Source organism: Curtobacterium sp. 1544 (genome assembly GCF_040544915.1).
Taxonomy (GTDB): domain Bacteria; phylum Actinomycetota; class Actinomycetes; order Actinomycetales; family Microbacteriaceae; genus Curtobacterium; species Curtobacterium pusillum_C.
The window spans coordinates 295908-313827 of the sequence record NZ_JBEPKX010000001.1 but is presented as its reverse complement, the minus strand read 5'-3'; the positions used below and the strand labels follow the sequence as shown (position 1 = coordinate 313827).

17 protein-coding genes are annotated in these 17920 nt (G+C 70.9%); 10 read left to right on the top strand and 7 right to left on the bottom strand.

The window, feature by feature from the left end:
• The first annotated feature begins 573 nt into the window (after window positions 1-573).
• The 4 genes from ABIC61_RS01550 (at window position 574) to ABIC61_RS01535 (ending at window position 4930) form a co-directional block, all read left to right on the top strand.
• Window positions 574-1344 (top strand): winged helix-turn-helix domain-containing protein, encoded by a 771-nt coding sequence (locus ABIC61_RS01550; RefSeq protein WP_144751979.1) that lies wholly within the window; start codon window positions 574-576, stop codon window positions 1342-1344.
• 282 nt (window positions 1345-1626) lie between these two features.
• Complete coding sequence (locus tag ABIC61_RS01545; RefSeq protein WP_354028549.1) at window positions 1627-2136, top strand: MarR family winged helix-turn-helix transcriptional regulator; 510 nt, start codon at window positions 1627-1629, stop codon at window positions 2134-2136.
• Window positions 2133-3482 (top strand): cryptochrome/photolyase family protein, encoded by a 1350-nt coding sequence (locus ABIC61_RS01540; RefSeq protein ID WP_354028548.1) that lies wholly within the window; start codon window positions 2133-2135, stop codon window positions 3480-3482. Before ABIC61_RS01545 ends, ABIC61_RS01540 begins: the two co-directional genes overlap by 4 nt.
• Window positions 3479-4930 carry a serine hydrolase domain-containing protein gene (locus ABIC61_RS01535; RefSeq protein WP_354028547.1) on the top strand — a complete coding sequence of 484 codons (1452 nt, stop codon included), beginning with the start codon at window positions 3479-3481 and terminating at the stop codon, window positions 4928-4930. The genes ABIC61_RS01540 and ABIC61_RS01535 overlap by 4 nt, the downstream gene beginning before the upstream one ends.
• A gap of 26 nt (window positions 4931-4956) precedes the next feature.
• On the opposite strand, the gene ABIC61_RS01530 is transcribed toward ABIC61_RS01535, so the two are convergent.
• The gene (locus tag ABIC61_RS01530) at window positions 4957-5931 is read right to left on the bottom strand and encodes a carbohydrate kinase family protein (protein ID WP_186321947.1); all 975 of its coding nucleotides are present in this window, start codon (window positions 5929-5931) and stop codon (window positions 4957-4959) included.
• Between the two features lie 160 nt (window positions 5932-6091).
• Between ABIC61_RS01530 and ABIC61_RS01525 the strand changes: the two genes are divergently transcribed.
• Window positions 6092-6667, top strand: coding sequence for a TetR/AcrR family transcriptional regulator (locus ABIC61_RS01525; protein ID WP_354028546.1), 576 nt, complete (start codon window positions 6092-6094; stop codon window positions 6665-6667).
• Window positions 6668-6765: 98 nt separating this feature from the next.
• On the opposite strand, the gene ABIC61_RS01520 is transcribed toward ABIC61_RS01525, so the two are convergent.
• The 5 genes from ABIC61_RS01520 to ABIC61_RS01500 all read right to left on the bottom strand — a co-directional run bounded on the left by ABIC61_RS01520 (window position 6766) and on the right by ABIC61_RS01500 (window position 12929).
• On the bottom strand, window positions 6766-7380 hold the full coding sequence (locus ABIC61_RS01520) for a superoxide dismutase (protein WP_070418340.1): 615 nt from the start codon (window positions 7378-7380) through the stop codon (window positions 6766-6768).
• Between the two features lie 44 nt (window positions 7381-7424).
• Window positions 7425-7934, bottom strand: coding sequence for a flavin reductase family protein (locus ABIC61_RS01515; protein WP_354028545.1), 510 nt, complete (start codon window positions 7932-7934; stop codon window positions 7425-7427).
• 235 nt (window positions 7935-8169) lie between these two features.
• The gene (locus ABIC61_RS01510; RefSeq protein WP_354028544.1) at window positions 8170-9693 is read right to left on the bottom strand and encodes an MFS transporter; all 1524 of its coding nucleotides are present in this window, start codon (window positions 9691-9693) and stop codon (window positions 8170-8172) included.
• 213 nt (window positions 9694-9906) lie between these two features.
• Window positions 9907-10929: a LacI family DNA-binding transcriptional regulator gene (locus ABIC61_RS01505; protein ID WP_354028543.1), complete on the bottom strand. Its 1023-nt coding sequence runs from the start codon at window positions 10927-10929 to the stop codon at window positions 9907-9909.
• Window positions 10908-12929: an aldo/keto reductase gene (locus ABIC61_RS01500; protein ID WP_354028542.1), complete on the bottom strand. Its 2022-nt coding sequence runs from the start codon at window positions 12927-12929 to the stop codon at window positions 10908-10910. Before ABIC61_RS01500 ends, ABIC61_RS01505 begins: the two co-directional genes overlap by 22 nt.
• A gap of 189 nt (window positions 12930-13118) precedes the next feature.
• Here ABIC61_RS01500 and ABIC61_RS01495 point away from each other — a divergent pair, with 189 nt between their 5' ends.
• The 5 genes from ABIC61_RS01495 to ABIC61_RS01475 all read left to right on the top strand — a co-directional run bounded on the left by ABIC61_RS01495 (window position 13119) and on the right by ABIC61_RS01475 (window position 17213).
• Window positions 13119-14426, top strand: a complete 1308-nt coding sequence (locus ABIC61_RS01495; RefSeq protein WP_354028541.1) for an ABC transporter substrate-binding protein — start codon at window positions 13119-13121, stop codon at window positions 14424-14426.
• A complete protein-coding gene (locus ABIC61_RS01490) occupies window positions 14423-15457 on the top strand; it encodes a carbohydrate ABC transporter permease (protein ID WP_354028540.1) in 1035 nt (344 codons plus the stop codon). Before ABIC61_RS01495 ends, ABIC61_RS01490 begins: the two co-directional genes overlap by 4 nt.
• The gene (locus ABIC61_RS01485) at window positions 15454-16368 is read left to right on the top strand and encodes a carbohydrate ABC transporter permease (RefSeq protein WP_079236635.1); all 915 of its coding nucleotides are present in this window, start codon (window positions 15454-15456) and stop codon (window positions 16366-16368) included. Before ABIC61_RS01490 ends, ABIC61_RS01485 begins: the two co-directional genes overlap by 4 nt.
• A gap of 58 nt (window positions 16369-16426) precedes the next feature.
• Window positions 16427-16975, top strand: a complete 549-nt coding sequence (locus ABIC61_RS01480) for a TetR/AcrR family transcriptional regulator (RefSeq protein ID WP_079236636.1) — start codon at window positions 16427-16429, stop codon at window positions 16973-16975.
• Window positions 16976-17042: 67 nt separating this feature from the next.
• Window positions 17043-17213: a hypothetical protein gene (locus ABIC61_RS01475; RefSeq protein WP_186321946.1), complete on the top strand. Its 171-nt coding sequence runs from the start codon at window positions 17043-17045 to the stop codon at window positions 17211-17213.
• Between the two features lie 219 nt (window positions 17214-17432).
• On the opposite strand, the gene ribH is transcribed toward ABIC61_RS01475, so the two are convergent.
• Window positions 17433-17912 carry a 6,7-dimethyl-8-ribityllumazine synthase gene (gene ribH, locus ABIC61_RS01470; RefSeq protein ID WP_354028539.1) on the bottom strand — a complete coding sequence of 160 codons (480 nt, stop codon included), beginning with the start codon at window positions 17910-17912 and terminating at the stop codon, window positions 17433-17435.
• Between the last annotated feature and the right edge of the window lie 8 nt (window positions 17913-17920).

Below are 17920 nucleotides of genomic sequence, written 5' to 3'. Positions count from 1 at the left end.
CCGGGGCCGGTTTTACATGCACTCCCGCGGGGCCCCCCCCTTTTGGTGCACGTCCGCCCCCCCCCCATTTTTTTTTTCTATTAACCCCACCCCCCCCCCCCCCCCCCCCCCCGGGGGGGGGGGGGCCGGGCGGCCCCCCCGCCTCCAGTCCGTCTTCCCCGTGGGTTCGCAGAACGCACCGTCCGCGCGGACGGTTGACACGACGTTGGTATCCCACCGATACTCGTTCCATGACTGCAACCGTGTCCACCCGCGTCCTCTCCGAGGCACAGGGGACCGCCGGCATGATGATGCCGGCCATGGCCGTCATGCGTTGTCGAATGTGTGCCTGATCGGCACCCGTTCCAGCCGGATCCCCCGCGACACCACCCCCGTCGCGCGAGCGTGATCCCCGGGTGACGACCACGTCGACGACGCGCACCACGTCACGAGGTCTGTCTCCCGTACCCCCGGGTCGGCCCCGGTCCGCAGCAGGACCGCAGGGCACCACGGCACTAGCCGTACCCGGACCGACGCATTCGACACAGCCGCGGCACCACTCGTGCCCGCAGCCACATCGCCCGGAGAACCGCCATGTCGCTCACCATCGCTCAGCCCCGCACCACCCTCCGCACCGCAGTCCCCGCGCCGACCGACCTCGGCACCGTGACCCCGATCCGTCCGCGCCGTGAGCCGGTCGCCCCGCCCGCCGCGACCGGTGTGCCGACCAGCCCGGTGGTCGCCCCGCAACGCAACCGCGCCCTGCCCGAGGGCACCGAGGCTCGCGGCTTCGCGCTGTACGTCGGCATCGACGAGGCGAAGGCGGCCGCTGCCGGGACGACGCTCGCCGCGGTCGTCGAGCAGCTCAAGGCCCTGACCGCGCAGCTCGTCCCGTCGTCGGAGACCTACGCCGCGGTGGCCGTCGCCGCCGAGGGCTCCGGTGGCCGCGACGTCGACGTCGTCCGCCTCGCCCTGCAGGACCGCTCCGCCGTGGCCGCACGCAAGCAGGCCGAGAAGCCCGAGCCCGAGGAGACCGGGGTCGTCATCGACATCTCCCGGAAGCGCGTCACCCTCGACGGCGAAGCCGCTCCCCTGACGTACAAGGAGTTCGAGCTCCTGCAGTTCCTCGTCCTCCGCGAGGGTCAGACCGTCGACCGCTCGGCGATCATCGACGGTCTGTGGTCCGACGGCGAGGACGAGACCCCGAACGAGCGCACGATCGACGTGCACGTCCGTCGACTCCGTTCGAAGCTCGGCGCCTTCGAGGAGATCGTCCGCACCGTGCGCGGTGTCGGCTACCGCTTCGACCGGCACGCGGACGTCGCGGTGCGGTACGCCTCGACGCCGTCGCCCGACCTCTTCTGATCCTGATCGGTCGTTCTTGGTGAACTCGCAGCGAACGACCGCGGCGACCAGTAGCGCGCCGTTACCCGTTCGTTATACAGTCGATGGTGCAGACGGTGTTTGCTGTGGCACCGCCTGCGGAATGTGATTGCAGGACACTCTTGGTGCAAGGGAGAGGGCCGTCCACCCATCGGGTGGGCGGCCCTCGTTGCGTTCCGGGGGACATCGCTGCACGCCAGCGGCGTCGTGTGTCCCATGCCGTCGGTAGTGTGGGATGACCGCACGACCGGAGGGAGCGCGATCGTGGACGAGACACGTCGCAGCGAGAAGGCGACCGCCGTGGCGGCCTGGGAAGCGCTGTTCCGCGCCCAGGTCACCGTGATGCGCGCACTCAACGCCGAGTTCCCCGGCGGCGAGATCTCCTTCAACGAGTACGACGTCTGCTTCAACCTGTCGACCCAGCCCGGGCGACGGTGCCGGATGCGCGAACTCACCGGGCACCTGCTCCTCACGCAGCCGAGCGTCAGCCGGCTCGTCGAGCGGCTCACCGCGCGGGGCATCGTCGAGAAGCAGCCGGACCCCACCGACGCCCGCGGGGTCATCGTGGCCCTCACGGCACACGGGTTCGACGTCTACCGCTCCGTGGCCGTCCAGCACGCGCAGACCATCGCGGACCAGGTCGGTGCGGGCCTGAGCGACACCGAACTCCGCACACTGACCGAGCTGTGCACGAAGCTCCGCGTCGCAGCGGGCTCGACGGCACCCCGCCGCGGCGCACGCGTCACGGCCACCCCGGACCCGGCCACGGTGTGAGCGGCGCACTCGTCTGGCTCCGCGACGACCTCCGACTCGCGGACAACCCGGCGCTCCGGGCGGCGATCGATCACGGCGGGGACGTCACGGTCGCGTACGTGCTCGACGACGAGTCCCCCGGCATCCGACCGATCGGGGCTGCGGCACGGTGGTGGCTGCACCACTCCCTCGCCGCGCTGGACGGCGAACTCCGCGAGCGCGGGTCCCGACTGGTGCTGCGCCGCGGGGCGGCTGCCGAGGCCATCGACGCCCTCGTGTCCGACACCGACGCCGACGCGGTGTTCTGGAACCGCCGCTACGGCCGCGCCGAGCGCGACCTCGACGCCGGCATCAAGTCGTCGCTGACGGACGGCGGAACCGAGGCGCACAGCTTCGCTGCGAGCCTGCTCTGGGAACCGTGGACCGTCCTGACCGGACAGGGCGAGCCGTACAAGGTCTTCACACCGTTCTGGCGTGCCGCCCAGGCGATGCCCGAGCCCCGTCACCCCTTGCCCAAGCCGCGTGACCTCCCCGCGGCGCCCCGGGTCGCGAGCGACGACCTCGACGCCTGGGACCTGCTGCCGACCCACCCCGACTGGGCCGGCGGCCTCCGGGACGCCTGGGAACCCGGCGAGCAGGGCGCGCACCGTCGGCTCGAACACTTCGTGCACCACGCGCTCGATGACTACGACCAGCGCGACGAACCCGCGATGGCCGCCACGAGCGATCTCTCCCCGCACCTGCGGTGGGGCGAGGTCAGCCCGTACCACGTCTGGCACCGCCTGCACGGACAGCTCGAGCCCGAACAGCGCAAGAACGCCTCGGCGTTCCTCCGGCAGCTGGCCTGGCGCGAGTTCAACTGGAACGAGTACTTCCACTGCGAGGACATCACCACGGTGAACGTCCGACGTGAGTTCGACGCCTTCCCCTGGCGGGACGCCCCCGACGCCGAGATCGACCGCTGGCGCACCGGGACGACCGGGTTCGACCTCGTCGATGCGGGCATGCGGGAGCTCTGGCACTCGGGTGCGATGCACAACCGGGTCCGGCTCGCGACGGCCAGCTTCCTCGTGAAGAACATGCTCGTCGACTGGCGCATCGGGGAACAGTGGTTCTGGGACACCCTCGTCGATGCCGACTCCGCCAACAACGCCGCGAACTGGCAGTGGGTCGCTGGCTCCGGGTTCGACGCGGCGCCGTACTTCCGGGTGTTCAACCCCGATCGGCAGCTCGAGCGGTTCGACCCGCACCGCGAGTACGTGCACCGCTGGGTCCCGGCCGACGAGGACCGTCCCGAGCCCATGCTGGACCTCAAGGAGACCCGGCAGCGAGCCCTCGACGCCTACGACCGGATGCGCCGGTCGTGACGGGGATCGACACGGGCACCATCGCCGTGGTCGATGCCGTGTTCCAGGACCGGGTGGAGCGCGGCACCGCCCCGAGCAGCGTCTGGGGCGTGTTCGACCGGACCGGGCTCGTCGCCTCCGGCGGACACGGTGACCGAGGCGACGGTACGGTCCCGGATGCCGACACCGTGTACCGGATCGCCTCGTGCACGAAGAGCGTGACGGCCGCGACCCTCCTCGCCCTCGTCGCGGACGGGCTCGTCTCGCTCGACGCCCCGGTGACGGACTTCGTGCCGGCGTTCTCGGCGGTCGCCCTCCCCACCCCGGACTCCCCCGTGCCGACCCTGCGCCTGCTGCTCACGATGGCGGGCGGCTTCCCCACCGACGACCCGTGGGCGGACCGGCAGGAGTCGCTCTCCGACGCCGAGTTCGACGCGGTCCTGCGCGACGGGCTGCTCTTCGACTCGGTCCCGGGAACACGGTTCGCCTACTCGAACACCGGCTACGCGCTGCTCGGCCGGGTGATCTCGGTCGTGGCCGGGGCACCGTACCCGCAGGTGGCGGCCGACCGGGTGCTCCGCCCGCTGGGACTCGACGACACGGTGTTCAGCGCCGCCGAGTCGCGTGGCTTCGTGGTGACCGGGGTCCGCCCGCACGCCGGCGACTGGGAGCCCCTGCCGACGACCGGCCCCGGCGCCTTCTCGTCGATCGGTGGCCTGTTCTCGACCGTGGCGGACCTCGCCCGGTGGGCCACACACCTGGCATCGGCCTTCACGGACGCACCCGAGCCGGGTCCGGTCACACCGGCCGACCGGCGACTCATGCAACAGGCGACGCGCGTCGTGCCCGCCTCGGTCGTGCCGACGTCGCTCCGGCCCACTGCGTACGGCTTCGGGCTCTTCGTCGAGCAGGACCCCCGGTTCGGTGAACTCGTGTCGCACTCCGGCGGCTACCCGGGGTTCTCCGCGCACGTGCGGTGGTCGGTGCGGGACGGCCTCGGAGTCGTCGCCTTCGAGAACGCCACGCAGGCGAAGGTCTCCGCGGCAGCGGACCGCGCGCTCGACATCGTCCTCGCGAACGCGAACGCGAACGCTGGCGAGTCCGGAACCGTGACCGCGGGCGCGCGCCCGGGCACTGGACGAACCACGGCCGCGACGCGGGCGGCGCAGGGAGCCGTGACGCGCCTCCTGGCTGACTGGAGCGACGACCTTGCGGACGCGATTTGCACACCGAACGTCGCCCTGGACGTCCCGTACGAGCGTCGGCGTCGCGCGATCGCCACGGCGGTCGCCGCCGTCGGCGCCGACGTGTCCGCGGATCCGGTGGAGGAGTCGTCGACGGCACCGTCGCACCTGCGGTGGTGGCTCCCCGGGACCACCGGACGGCTCCGCGTCGAGATCCGCCTCGCGCCCCTCGCCACCGGACTCGTCCAGACCCTGACCGTGACGGCCGAGCCCAGCGAGCGCTGACCCCGAGCGAGCACTGACGGGCCTCGTCAGACCGGCGGCCGTCCGCCCACGAACCCGAGGGCCCGTGCCGCGACCCGGGTGCCCTCGCGCGCGGCAGCTCCGACGCGCACCGGATCGGTCGCCCATGCCCGCAGGAACCCGGCGGCGAAGGCGTCACCGGCCCCGAGGGTGTCGACGACCGTCGCCGGCGTGATCGGCACACGCTGCGGGCTGCGCCCCGGGCGTCCGAGGAGCACCCCGTCGTGGCCCATCGTCACGACGACGAGCGGCACCCTGGCGGTCAGGAGGGGCATCGCGGCCGCCACCGAGGACGTCCCGGTCAGCGCGAGGGCCTCCTGCTCGCTCGGGAACAGGACGTCGACGCCCTCGAGCGCCTCCAGGAACTCGGCGGCACCGATCGCGTGGACGATCGCCGTGGACGACGGGTCGAGGGCGACCCGGGCCGGCCCGGTGTGCGCACGCTCGACCAGGGACGCGATGCGAGCTGCCCCACCGCCGCCGAGCATGGCCGCGCCGGTGAGGTGCACGATGTCCGCGCGTCCGGTCAGATCGGGCGGCAGGTCGTCCTCGGACAGCACGCCGCTGGCGGCCGGGTCGGACATCGCCGTCCTGCGGTCTCCGTTGCGGACGGACACGACCGCCCCGGTGGCGGACCGGGCGTCGTACCGGATGTGCGCCCGCACCCCGGCGTCGGCGAGGGCGCGTTCGTGCCGGTAGACGTCGTCGACACCGACCCGGGCGACGAGGTCGACCTCCGCGCCGAGCCATCCGAGCCAGGTCGCCGTGTTCCCGGCGGCGCCCGTGGGCCGGTGCCGGATCACGGCTGCCGGGTCGTGGTCGCCCAGCACCGTGGCCGTCGTCTGCACCAGGACACCGTCGAGCACGTCCCCGACGACGAGGAAGCGCTTCCCCGCCCCGCGACGCCGGCCTGCGACCGCCCGTCCGGCGCGGGGCGCGCCGGGACGCGACGGGGCCTCGGGGCGCTCGGACGACATGGACATCCCGCCCATCCTACGTGGAAACGAGCAGAACTCGGTTTCAAGCCGGCACGGAGGCTCACACGCGCACGGGACTTCCCTGGCGTTATCGATCACGAGCCGGTAATATACTCAATGATCGTATGTGAACGGTCGAGCACGCCCACGACCCGCTGGAGACACCATGCCCCGGAAGCCCGACCCCACCCTCAAGCCCGCGATCATCGCGAAGGTGGCTCAGCACCTCCAGGACACCAAGCTCGAGGACGTCTCCGTCCGCAGCCTCGGACGGGTGCTCGGCACGAGCGCGTACCCGATCGTCTACCACTTCGGCACGCGGGACGCCCTCATCGACGCCGTGGTGGAGCACCTCGCCCAAGCCGTCTCGACCGCGACGCTGGAACCAGACGCCGACGACATCGCCCTGGCCGAGTACCTCATCGCCGTGTTCGGCGGGCTCGACGACCCCGAGCGCTCCCTCGCAGCCCGGCTCACCTTCGAGCTCGGTGCGGTGGAGTCCCTCGACGGTCGCGACCGCGAGCGCACCTTCCACCGTGAGCAGATCGCCGCGATCGCCGCGTGGTGCCGCGCGCACGGCTACCGCGAGACGGACGCCGACCGCGCGGCGCAGGGCGCCGTCCTCGCGGCCCGGGGGGCGCAGTGGGGCAGCATCCTCGACCGCGAGCACACCGACACCGACGCCGCGCTCCGCACGATCGCGCACAAGCTCGTCTCCGGCGTGCAGTTCGCCGCTGCTTGAGTCGCCACCCGACACGAACGGGAGGCACGGTGCCAGCTGGCACCGTGCCTCCCGTTCGTCAGTCGGTCACCACACGAAGGTGACCCGCTGCGTGTGCGTCAGAGCGTGACGAAGCTCTGCGACTTCGCGTTCGCGAAGCGAGCGGCGACGTTCTCCCAGTCGACGATGTTCCACACGGCCTTGACGTAGTCCGCCTTGACGTTGAGGTAGTCGAGGTAGAAGGCGTGCTCCCACATGTCGAGCATGAAGATCGGCACGAGACCGAACGGCACGTTGGCCTGCTGGTCGAACAGCTGGAACGTGGTGAGCTTCTGGCCCACGGTGTCCCAGGCGAGGACGGACCAACCGGAGCCCTGGATGCCCGTGGCGACGGCGGTGAACTGGGCCTGGAACTTCTCGAACGAGCCGAAGAACTCGTCGATCGCGGCGGCGAGCTCGCCCTCCGGGACCTTCGTGTCCGGGCCGAGGTTCGTCCAGAAGATCGAGTGGTTGACGTGGCCACCGAGGTTGAACGCGAGGTCCTTCTCGAGCTTGTTGACGTTGGCCAGGTTGCCGGACTCGCGGGCCTCGGCGAGCTGCTCGAGCGCGGTGTTCGCGCCCGTCACGTAGGTCTGGTGGTGCTTGTCGTGGTGCAGCTGCATGATCTTGCCGCTGATGTGCGGCTCGAGTGCGGCGTAGTCGTACGGCAGCTCCGGCAGGGTGTACTCAGCCATGTGAGTTCCTTTCGATCAGTGGTTGGCGGATGGTGCTCCGCGGCTCACGAGAGCCGGGAACGATCGGTGAGGGAGTGGAATTCCCGGTTGTGGTAGACCAGCGGCTCCCCGCGCTCGAGGCCGACGACGATGTCGAGGACCTCCGCCACCACCACGGTGGACGAGCCGATCGGAGTCGTCGACAGGGGCCGGCAGCGCAGGGCGCTCGCGGCACTCGGCAGGTAGCGGTCGCCGGAGGGCAGCGTCCCCCAGATCGGGTCGTCCGCCGTGGGACTGCCGGTCGCCGCGAAGCGCTTGGCGAGGTCGACGCCGAGGGAGTCCACGAGGTGCACCACGAAGATCGGTGCTCCGAGGACGACGCCGGCGGAACCGGAGTTGGTGGACAGCGAGAACACGAGGACGGGCGGGTCGACCGCGACGCTGGCGACGCTCGACGCGGTGAGGCCGGTCGGACCGTCGGGGCCGTCGGCAGTGATGACGGCGACACCGGCAGGGTGCCCGCGGAAGGCGGACTTGTACGCGTCCGCGATGGTCGCCGGTGCTTCGTCGGGCATGGGAGTCGTGGTCGTTCCTTCGGATGGGGATGGCCGCGGCTCCGCGGCCATGTCCCAACGTATGACCTCAACCATGGTTGAGGTCAACGATTCCCAGGTTCGACCGATCCCGGGCGCGCCGTGTGACCTCGTGTGACATCCGCTGTGAGCTGGTCGGACGTCGGGTGAGCAGGAATCGTCTGGTGCTCGACGGCAACTCGACGATTCCTGCTCACTCGACGAAGCGAGGGCTCCGCTACCGGCGCTTGAGCATCACGACGGAGCCGGCCGCGGCGACGACCATGAGGAGCGCAGCGACCCCCGCCGTGATCGTCACGCCGGAGTCGAACGCCGCCCGGGCCGACTCGAGCAGCGCCTGCCCGGCCGACCCGCCGAGCGAGGTCGCCGCCGACACCGCGCCGCCGAGGGTCTCCTGGGCCGCGGTGTGCGCCGACGAGCTCAGGCCGCCGGGCACCACGACGTGCGCCCGGTACGCGGTCGCCAGGATCGTGCCGAGGACCGCCGTGCCGAGCACCGCACCGATCTCGTACGCGGTCTCCGACATCGCCGACGCCGCACCGGCCTTGTCCGCCGGCGCCGTCGAGATGATGAGGTCGTTCGTCACGGTCTCGGACGCACCGATCCCGATGCCGAGCAGCACGAACGCGAACGCCAGCGCCACGATCGAGGCGTCGTGGCCGAGCACCGCGACCATCGCGTACGCGGCGGCCGAGAACAGCAGGGCGACGGCGACGACCCAGCGCGGTGCGACCCGGGCGACGATCGGCACGACGACGAGTCCGGCGACGATCGTCAGCACCGACCCCGGCACGAGCACGATGCCGGACGTGAACGGGTCGAGCCCGGCGACGAGCTGCAGGTGCTGCGCGATGAAGAACAGGAACCCGGTGAGCGAGAACATCGCCGCCATGTTCATCAGGACACTGCCGGTGAACGCGGTGCTGCGGAACAGCCGGAGGTCGAGCATCGGGGTGCGCGAGCGGAGCTGTCGGCGCACGAACGCGATCCCGCAGAGCACGCCGACCGCGAGCATCGCGATCGCGAACCCGCGCTCCTCCGGGTGCACGACCGACTTGATCGCCCAGGCCGTCGGGGCGAGGGCGCCGAGGGACAGGAACATGCTCGGGACGTCGACGGGGCCGGGGTTCGGGTCGCGGGACTCGGGCACGCAGAACGGCACGGCGACGAGCATGACGACGAGGATCGGCACGGCGACGAGGAACACCGCACCCCAGTGGAAGTGCGCGAGCAGCGTGCCGCCGACGAGCGGGCCGAGGGCGTTGCCCGCCGCGAACATCGTCGACCAGACGGCGAGGGCCATCCGCCGCTCCCCCGCGTTCGTGAAGACGTTGCGGATGATCGACAGCGTCGCCGGCATGAGCATGGCGCCGAAGACACCCATCACGATGCGGGCCGCGACGAGCATCCAGGCGTCGGTCGCGAAGGCCGCCGCGACCGAGAAGACCGCGAAGCCCGTCGCACCGATCACCAGGATCCGCCGGCGCCCGATGCGGTCGCCGATGCTGCCCATCACGACGAGGAGCCCGGCGAGCACCAGCGGGTACGCGTCGACGATCCAGAGCTGCGTGGTGGCGTCCGGGTTCAGCGCGCGCGAGATCGACGGCAGCGCGAAGCTCAGGATCGTGTTGTCGACCGAGATGAGCAGGACGGGGAGCATGAGCACGGCGAGCGCGGCGAACCGTCGGGTGCGGCTGCCGGCGACCGGGGTGGGGACGGGGCTGGTGAGCAGGGCGGACACGGTGACTCCAGGGGACTTCGAGCCGGACCAGGTCGACGGCGGAACAGACGAGACGGGACGCGGGGTGGGCACGCGTCCCGTCAGGACTCCGTTAGTGTACCGTCTGGACGGTGATGGTTGCAAATGCAACCAAGGGCGGACGGGAGGCACCGTGCCAGCCCGCACCGTGCCTCCCGTCCGCTGTCCGGTCCCGCCCAGGGCGGGCCGCAGTCGTCAGGCCGACTCGCGCAGGAGCAGGCGGTGGCGCACGGTGCGCTGCACCGCGTCGCCGTGGCGAGGGAGCGCACCGGCGAGCATGCCGAGAGCCAGCCCGAGGGCCTCGCGCGCGACGGCGTCGAGGTCCACCGCGAGGGTCGTGAGCGTCGGCGAGACCAGCCCACCGAGCGGTAGCCCGTCCACGCCGACCACCCGGACGTCACCGGGCACGTCGACCCCGCCTCGTCGGCAGGCCTGCAGCACGCCGAGCGCCATCACGTCGTTGAACGCCAGGATCGCGTCCTCGCGGCGTCGGCGCCGGAGGATCCGCGTCGTCTCCTCCGCGCCGCACTCGGCCGTGCCGTGCGGGGCGTGCACCAGCTCCGGCAAGTAGCCGCGTCGACGGAGTGCCTCCATCATCAGCACCCCGCGCACGCTGGTGTGCTCGGGCGACGAGTTGTCGAGGACCACGGGGTGCCGGACGCCGGTCGCCACGAGGTGGTCGGCGAGGTCCTCGATCGCGTCGGCCGGGTCGATCCAGACGGCCGCCGTGGGTGGGTCGGTGGAGGGGTCGAGCTCCACCATCGGCACCGTGCCGAGCAGGTCGTTCCAGCGCTCACGGCGGGACCCGAGGTACCCGATCACGACGTCCGTCTGCGACCCGAGGGCCTGCACCATCCGGTCGGCGTCGCTCGCGAGGTCGACGTCGGCGAGCATGACGTTCCAGCCCTGCTCCGCGGCGAGCCGGAACACCGCGGAGGCGAGCTGCGGCGTGTACGGGTTCCGGAGGTCGTTGACGACCAGGCCCAGCTGGTGGTCTCCCCCGGTGACGAGCCCGCGACCGAACCGGGACGGCCGGTAGTCGAGCTGCTCGGCGGCCGCGAGGACCCGCTGCTTCGTCGCCGCGCTGATGCCGGACATGCCGTTCATCGCACGAGTGACGGTCTGCCGGGACACCCCGGCGGCCGCTGCGACGTCGATGATCGTCGCCCGGCCGCCGGGGGCGGGGACCGGGTCGGTCAGTCGCGGAGGTCCAGCCATGCCACCTGTTCGGGAGTGAGGTCGACGGAGAGCCCCGTCATCGAGGACCGGGCTTCCGCGATCGTACGCGGTCCGAAGAGCGGGAACGTCGGGAAGGGCTGGTTCAACACGTACGCGAGCGCGACCGCCGTCGCCGGGACCCCGAACTGCTCCCCGAGCTCCCGCGCGCGACGCAGACGTTCGAAGTTCTCGTCGGAGTAGTAGCAGCGCACGAGCTCGGCGTCGCTCGTGTCCTCCGGCTTCGCGCGGCCCGTGAAGAAGCCACGAGCCTGGGACGACCACGGCAGGAGCGGGACCTGACGCTCCTCGAGCCACTGCTTCGACGCAGCGTCGGTCGCGTGCCGGCACCCCGCCCACGGCACGTCGTACGCCTCGGCGAGGCCGAAGTGGTTGCTGAGGACCTCGAACTGGTGCTTGCCGTTCGCGCGGGCGTACTCGTTGGCCTCGTCGAAGCGGGCGGTGCTCCAGTTCGAGCCGCCGTACACGCGGATGCGGCCCGCGCGGCGGTGCTCGTCGAGGACGTCGACGAACTCCCCCACCGGGATGTCCTCGTTGTCGCGGTGCATCATGTAGATGTCCGCGTAGTCGGTGCCCTGGCGCTCGAGGCTCTCCAGCAGCTGGCGGGACAGGGACTCCGGGTCGCAGAACGGCGTGTGCGCGCCCTTCGTGATGACGACCACGTCCTCGCGCACACCGCGGTTCTGGATCCACTTGCCGAGGCGCCCCTCGAGCACGCCGCCGCCGTAGATGTACCCGGTGTCGAAGACGTTGCCGCCCTGCTCGACGAACAGGTCGAAGATGGCGCTGGCGTGGGCCAGGTCGGGCTGGTTGTCGACGCCCATGACCAGACGGGACATCCGCTTGCCGACGCCGGGGACCTCGCCGTAGCGCATCGGGTTGCCGTCCTGCACCCGCAGGGGTTCCCCGCTCACGGTGGGGATGTCGGCCGTCTCCGCCTCGAACGGGAAGCGGAGGCCGATCGCGGCACGCCACTTGTCGAGCGTGCGGGCGGCGGCGAGCGACTCGTCGAGGGTGAACTCGGGGGCGTCGACCCGGCCGGCGGCGAGCGCGGCGGTGGTCGCGTCCGCCTCGAGCGCGTACGGGTGCGCACCGGCGAAGGAGAGCGTGCGCGGGTCCTCGTCGACGGTGCGGACCTCGATCGTCGGGTCGTCGCCCAGGGTCCACGGGTCGGTCAGCGTGATCTTCCCGGTGGTGCCGTGCACGACCACGGCGTTCTCGTCCTGCACGCGGACGCCGGTGCGGAGGTTCGCCGTGATGCCGTTCTTGTAGGTGAGCTCGGCCACCGTCCACTCGTCGACGCCGGTCGGGCCGAGGGTCCCGGTCGCCGTGAGCTCGGTCGGCTCGGACACGTGCTCGCCGCTGGCAACCTGCACGATCGCAGCGGCCATCGTCACCGGGTACCCACCGACGTCGAGGATGCCGCCGCCCGCGGTGTCGACGTCGAACAGCCGGCCGGTCCGGCTGCCGGCACGGAACGCGAACGAGGCGTCGATGTGGGTGACCTCGCCGATCGCGCCCTGGCGGACGAGGTCGAGCAGGGCCGCGGTCTGCGGGTGGAAGCGGTACATGTACGCCTCGACGAGCGGCAGGCCGGCCTGGCGTGCGGCGTCGGCGAGCGCCATCGAGGTGCCGTGGTTCGGCGAGAGCGGCTTCTCGCACAGCACGGCCTTGCCTGCGGCGAGCGCGGCGAGCACCAGGGCCGCGTGACCGGTGTGCACCGTGGAGACGTACACGGCGTGCACCCGCGGGTCGGCGAGGACCTCGTCGTAGGTCAGGGCGGCGACGTCGGCGAAGCCGTGCTCGGCCGCTTCGTCCGCGAACGCCTGCGCACGCTCGGTCGACGAGCTGCCGGCGGCCACGAGGGTCGCCCCGGCGGTGCTCGACGACAGCTGCGAGAGGAAGCGGCGGGCGATGCTGCCCGGCCCGAGGACGGCCCAGTTCTGGGTGCTGGTGGCGGTGGTCGCGGTCTGCGCTGACATGCGGATCCCTATCGTGTCGTGAACCTTCACGGTCGCAACGACCGTAATGCCCTGATGCCGCCGTTGCAATGATGTTGGTGCTTGACACGGCGTGTCGGTCGGGGCAGGCTCTGCACCACTTCGTGAGCGTTCACGGTCGAACGCTCCGGATGTCTCCACCGCGATCTCAATGACGAGAGCAGGTACTCCGTGACAGCAGCACCATCGACCAGTCTCAGCCGGCGGGGGTTCCTCGCCGGTGCGGGCGCCCTCGGCGCCCTCGCCACCACGGCGCTCCTCGCCGGGTGCTCCACCGGCACCGCCATCTCGAAGGACCCCGACGAACTGGTGCTCTGGTACTGGAACCGGTCCCTCGACCCGAAGTTCCTGCAGCAGGCCGCCGGCGGCATCAGCGGGCACGAGCCGAAACGTCTCCGGCCCGACCTGATCGGCGGCGCGTCGTACGACACGAAGTTCCGGACGGCGCTCGCCGGCAACGCGTTCATCCCCGACGTGCTCATGGTGAACTCGAACTGCTGGCTGTACTTCCCCGACGAGGACCTGTTCACCGACTTCGACGACCACGGCGGCCGGGCCAAGCGGAGCGAGTACTACGACTGGAAGAGCGCGCTCGGCCGCACCCCGAGCGGTCGGCAGTGCTTCTGGCCGGTCGACACCGGGCCGACGGGGTTCTTCTACCGGCAGGACGTCCTGGCGAAGGCCGGGCTGCCGACCGACCCGGACGAGGTCTCCGACGCCATCGCGACCTGGGACGGGTTCCGGTCGTTCGGCGCGAAGATCCGCAAGGGGGCCGGCGCCGCGACCGTGATCACCGCCACCCAGCTCTTCAACCAGTACATCTTCGCCAGCCCCACCCGGTACTTCGACCGCGACGACCGGCCGGTGTTCGAGCAGGACGACAGCTCCGTGCGCCAGGCGTGGGAGAACGCCGTGGCGTGCATCCGGTCCGGGCTCACCGGCAACCTGCAGTCCGGCACCGACCAGAACGCCGGATGGGTGTCCGGTCGGGTCGCCGGGCAGATCGAGGGGGCCTGGTGGACCCAGGTCATCCACGACACCGCACCGGACACCGCCGGGAAGTGGCGGATCGCCCGGCAGCCGGAGCGGCCGGGCAACAGCGGCGGCTCGTTCCTCGCCGTCCCGAAGACCTCGAAGGACCCGGCTGCCGCCGCCGCGTTCGCACAGTGGATCACGTCACCCGAGGTGCAGTCGCACACGTACAACGACGTGCAGCTGTTCCCCTCGACACCGGCGTCGTTCTCGAACGGGCTCATGAAGAACCCCGGCAACTACTTCGGCGACCAGGACCCGCTCGGGTTCTTCAACGCCTCCGCCATGGACGTCCCCGTCACGTACATCTCGAACTCGGAGCGCTTCATCGGCGCGTTCGCGACCGAGATCACGAACGTCGAGTCCGGCAAGTCGCCGGACCGCGCCTGGCAGGACGCCGTCGACCAGACCAACCGGGTCCTCGAGAAGCGCGGGGTGCAGGCATGAGCACGAAGCAGGCACCCCCGACGACGAGCATCCCCGCCGTCGTCGGCACCCCGACGGCGTCGATCACCACCGCCGCGACCGGCGGGCGGTTCGGTCTCCGGCGCTTCTGGCCGCAGTACGTCGCGATCGCGCCGTTCTACGTCCTGTTCCTGGTGTTCGGACTGTTCCCGATCGTCTTCTCGATCGTGCTGTCCTTCACCGACTGGGACGGTGTCGGCTCCCCCGCGTTCGTCGGGCTGGCGCAGTACCAGTACCTGCTCGGCGACCCCCGGTTCTGGAACGCCGTCGCCAACACGTTCCTGATCTGGATCATGTCCACGGTGCCGATGCTGTTCCTGGCGCTCGTGCTCGCGTTCCTGCTGCACGGCGACATCCGTGGCAAGGGCCTGTACCGGGTGGCGTTCTTCATCCCGAACGTCACGAGCATGGTCGCGATGGCGATCGTCTTCGGCTCGGTGTTCTCCGACGGCTTCGGCCTGGTGAACGCCGCGATGAAGGCACTCGGGGCCGACCCGGTGGGGTGGCTGTCGTCGTACTGGGGCATCAAGGTCACGATCTCGGTGATGGTGATCTGGCGCTGGACCGGGTACAACGCGATCATCTACCTCGCGGGCCTGCAGTCGATCTCCACCGAGCTCTACGACGCGGCGAAGGTCGACGGGGCGAACACGTGGCAGATCTTCTCGCGGATCACGGTGCCGCTCCTCCGGCCGGTGATCCTGTTCACCGTCATCACGTCGACGATCGGCGGGCTGGGGCTCTTCACGGAGCCGCAGATCCTGTTCAACGGCCAGGCGGTCGGTGGCCCGGACGAGGCCGGCATGACGATCGTGCTCTACCAGTACGAACAGGCGTTCAACCAGTTCGACTTCGGGTACGGCTCGGCGATCGCCTGGGTGCTGTTCATCTTCTCGGTGGTCTTCGCGATCATCAACTGGCGACTGCTCAGTGAACGCGACGGCCTCAAGACCCCGCGGCGACTGCGGACCCCGCGCGCCGTCCGCACCGCTCCGAAGGGGGTCGACGCATGACCGCGACACCGACCACGACGACGACCAACACCGCTGCGGCGCTCGGCCGACCGGGTGCCGCGGGCCAGGACCGCGGTCACGCGTTCCGCCGTGGATGGGTGGGGACCGCCGTCACGCACCTGTGCCTGATCGTCGGCGTCGTGCTGTCGATCTTCCCGTTCTACTGGCTGCTCGTGATGTCCACGTCGACGAACGCGGAGATCTTCGGGTACCCGCCGTCGCTGTGGTTCGGCGGCAACGCGCTGGCGAACGTGGCGTCGGTGTTCAGCAACGTCGACATGCTCCGGGCCCTGCTCAACACGGTCATCGTGGCGGGTGGCACGGCAGTGCTCGTGATGCTGTTCGACTCGCTCGCCGCGTTCGCCTTCGCGAAGTACGAGTTCCCGTTCAAGCGGTCCCTGTTCACCGTGATGCTCGCCACGTTCCTCGTCCCCGGCAGCCTGTCGCTGGTGCCGAGCTTCGTGCTGATGGCTCACCTCGGGTGGATCGGCGGCCTGCAGGCGTTGATCATCCCCGGCGCCGCGAACGCGTTCGGGATCTTCCTCCTCCGGCAGTTCGCGACCGGGTCGATCCCGAACGAGGTGATCGACTCGGCCCGGGTCGACGGAGCCGGGTTCTTCCGGACCTGGTGGTCGATCGCGGTCCCGATGCTCCGGGGTGGTCTGGCGTTCCTCGGGATCTTCACGTTCATCACGGCGTGGAACGACTACGTCTGGCCGCTCATCGTGCTCATCGACCCGAAGGGCCAGACGCTGCAGGTGGCGCTGGCCGGGCTGAGCTCGGTGAACGCGACCGACCTCGGTGCCGTGATGGCCGGCGCGGTGATCAGCGTGTTCCCGTTGATCGGGGTGTTCATCATCGGTTCGCGGCACTTCATCGCGAACATCGCCGCCGGTGCGCTGAAGGGATGAGGGTGCGGGCGGCAGCGCGTGTCCCGCGCTGCCGCCCGCGAATCCCTAGACTCACCCCATGGCAAGTGCTCGCGACCGTGTCCTCGACAGCTTCGTCGCCATCGTGTGCGAAGAAGGGGAACGCCCGGCGACCCTCGACGCCGTGGCCGCCCGCGCCGGTGTCTCGAAGGGCGGACTGCTGTACCACTTCGGGTCGAAGGCCGCGCTCGTCGAGGGTCTGTGCGAGCGTCTGTCCGACCTGTCCGCCATCGACGTCGAGCGGATGCGGGACGCCGAGGACGGCGCTGCGCGCTACTTCGTCCGCAACTGCCAGTTCGTCGGCAGCGAGCTCGACCTCGCCCTCCTGGCGGCCAGCCGACTGCAGCAGGCCGGGTACGAAGAGGCCGGCCGGACCCTCGACGACACCGAGAACGCCTGGCTCGCGACGCTGGTCGACTCGCTCGGCGACGCGCCGACCGCCCAGGCGATCAAGCTCATGGGCGACGGGCTGTACCACGCAGCGTCCCTCGGTGCAGCGAGCGCCGGCCGACCCGACCGCGCGAGCGTCGACATGGAGCCGCTCCTCGCCGTCGTCGACCGCTTGATCGCCACCCGACCCGGCGCGTGAACGACGTTCCCCGCTCCTGGGGATAGACTGGGTGCGATCCACCCGCCTGACATCCGGAGGTACCACTGTGGGCCGCGTCATCGCCGCTGTTTTCTCGATCCTGCTGCTGCTGGTGTCGATGTACCTGTTCGGTTTCGCGTTCCAGGTGAGCTCGGGTCAGGCATTCGTCTTCATGGGCGGTCTCGTGCTCATGTGCCTCTCGTTCTTCCTGCCGATCCACGTCTTCGGCAAGCGGTAGTCAGCACCGCAGACACGAACGGCCCCGCACCTCTCAAGGTGCGGGGCCGTCGTCGTTCCGGCCGGGTTCCGTGCGCTGGCCGAGCGCGCCCGGACCGCGCCCCCGAACGGACATCGCGTCCCGACAGAACGGGGCGCGATGTCCAGAACGGGGCGCGATGGTCGCTTCAGCCTGCGACGCCGCCACCAGCGTGTGAGGCCGCCACCAGGAGGCGACCGCCTACGCGAGCACGCGCAGCCGCCGCAGCGTCACCGCCGTCGACACCGCGGCGTGCACGGCCTCGGCGCCCTTGTCCTCCTTCGACCCGGGCAGCCCGGCACGGTCGATCCCCTGCTGCTCGTCGTCCAGCGTGAGGACGCCGAACCCCACGGGCTTGCCGGTGTCGATCGCCACGCGGGTGAGCCCGCTCGTGGCCGCGTCCGACACGTACTCGAAGTGCGGGGTCCCGCCGCGGATGATCACACCGAGGGCGACCGCCGCGTCGAACCCGGACTCGAGCGCAGCCTTCGCCACGACGGGCAGTTCGAAGCTCCCCGGGACGGGGATGACCTCGGCCGTGGCGCCGAGCCGTTCGACCTCGCGCTGCGCCCCGGCGAGGAGCCCACCCGCGATCTGGTCGTGCCACTGCCCGGCGACGATCGCCACCCGGATCCCGTTGCCGTCGACCTGGTCGCGGTCCGCCGCGCCTGCTCCGCTCATCGTGTCGT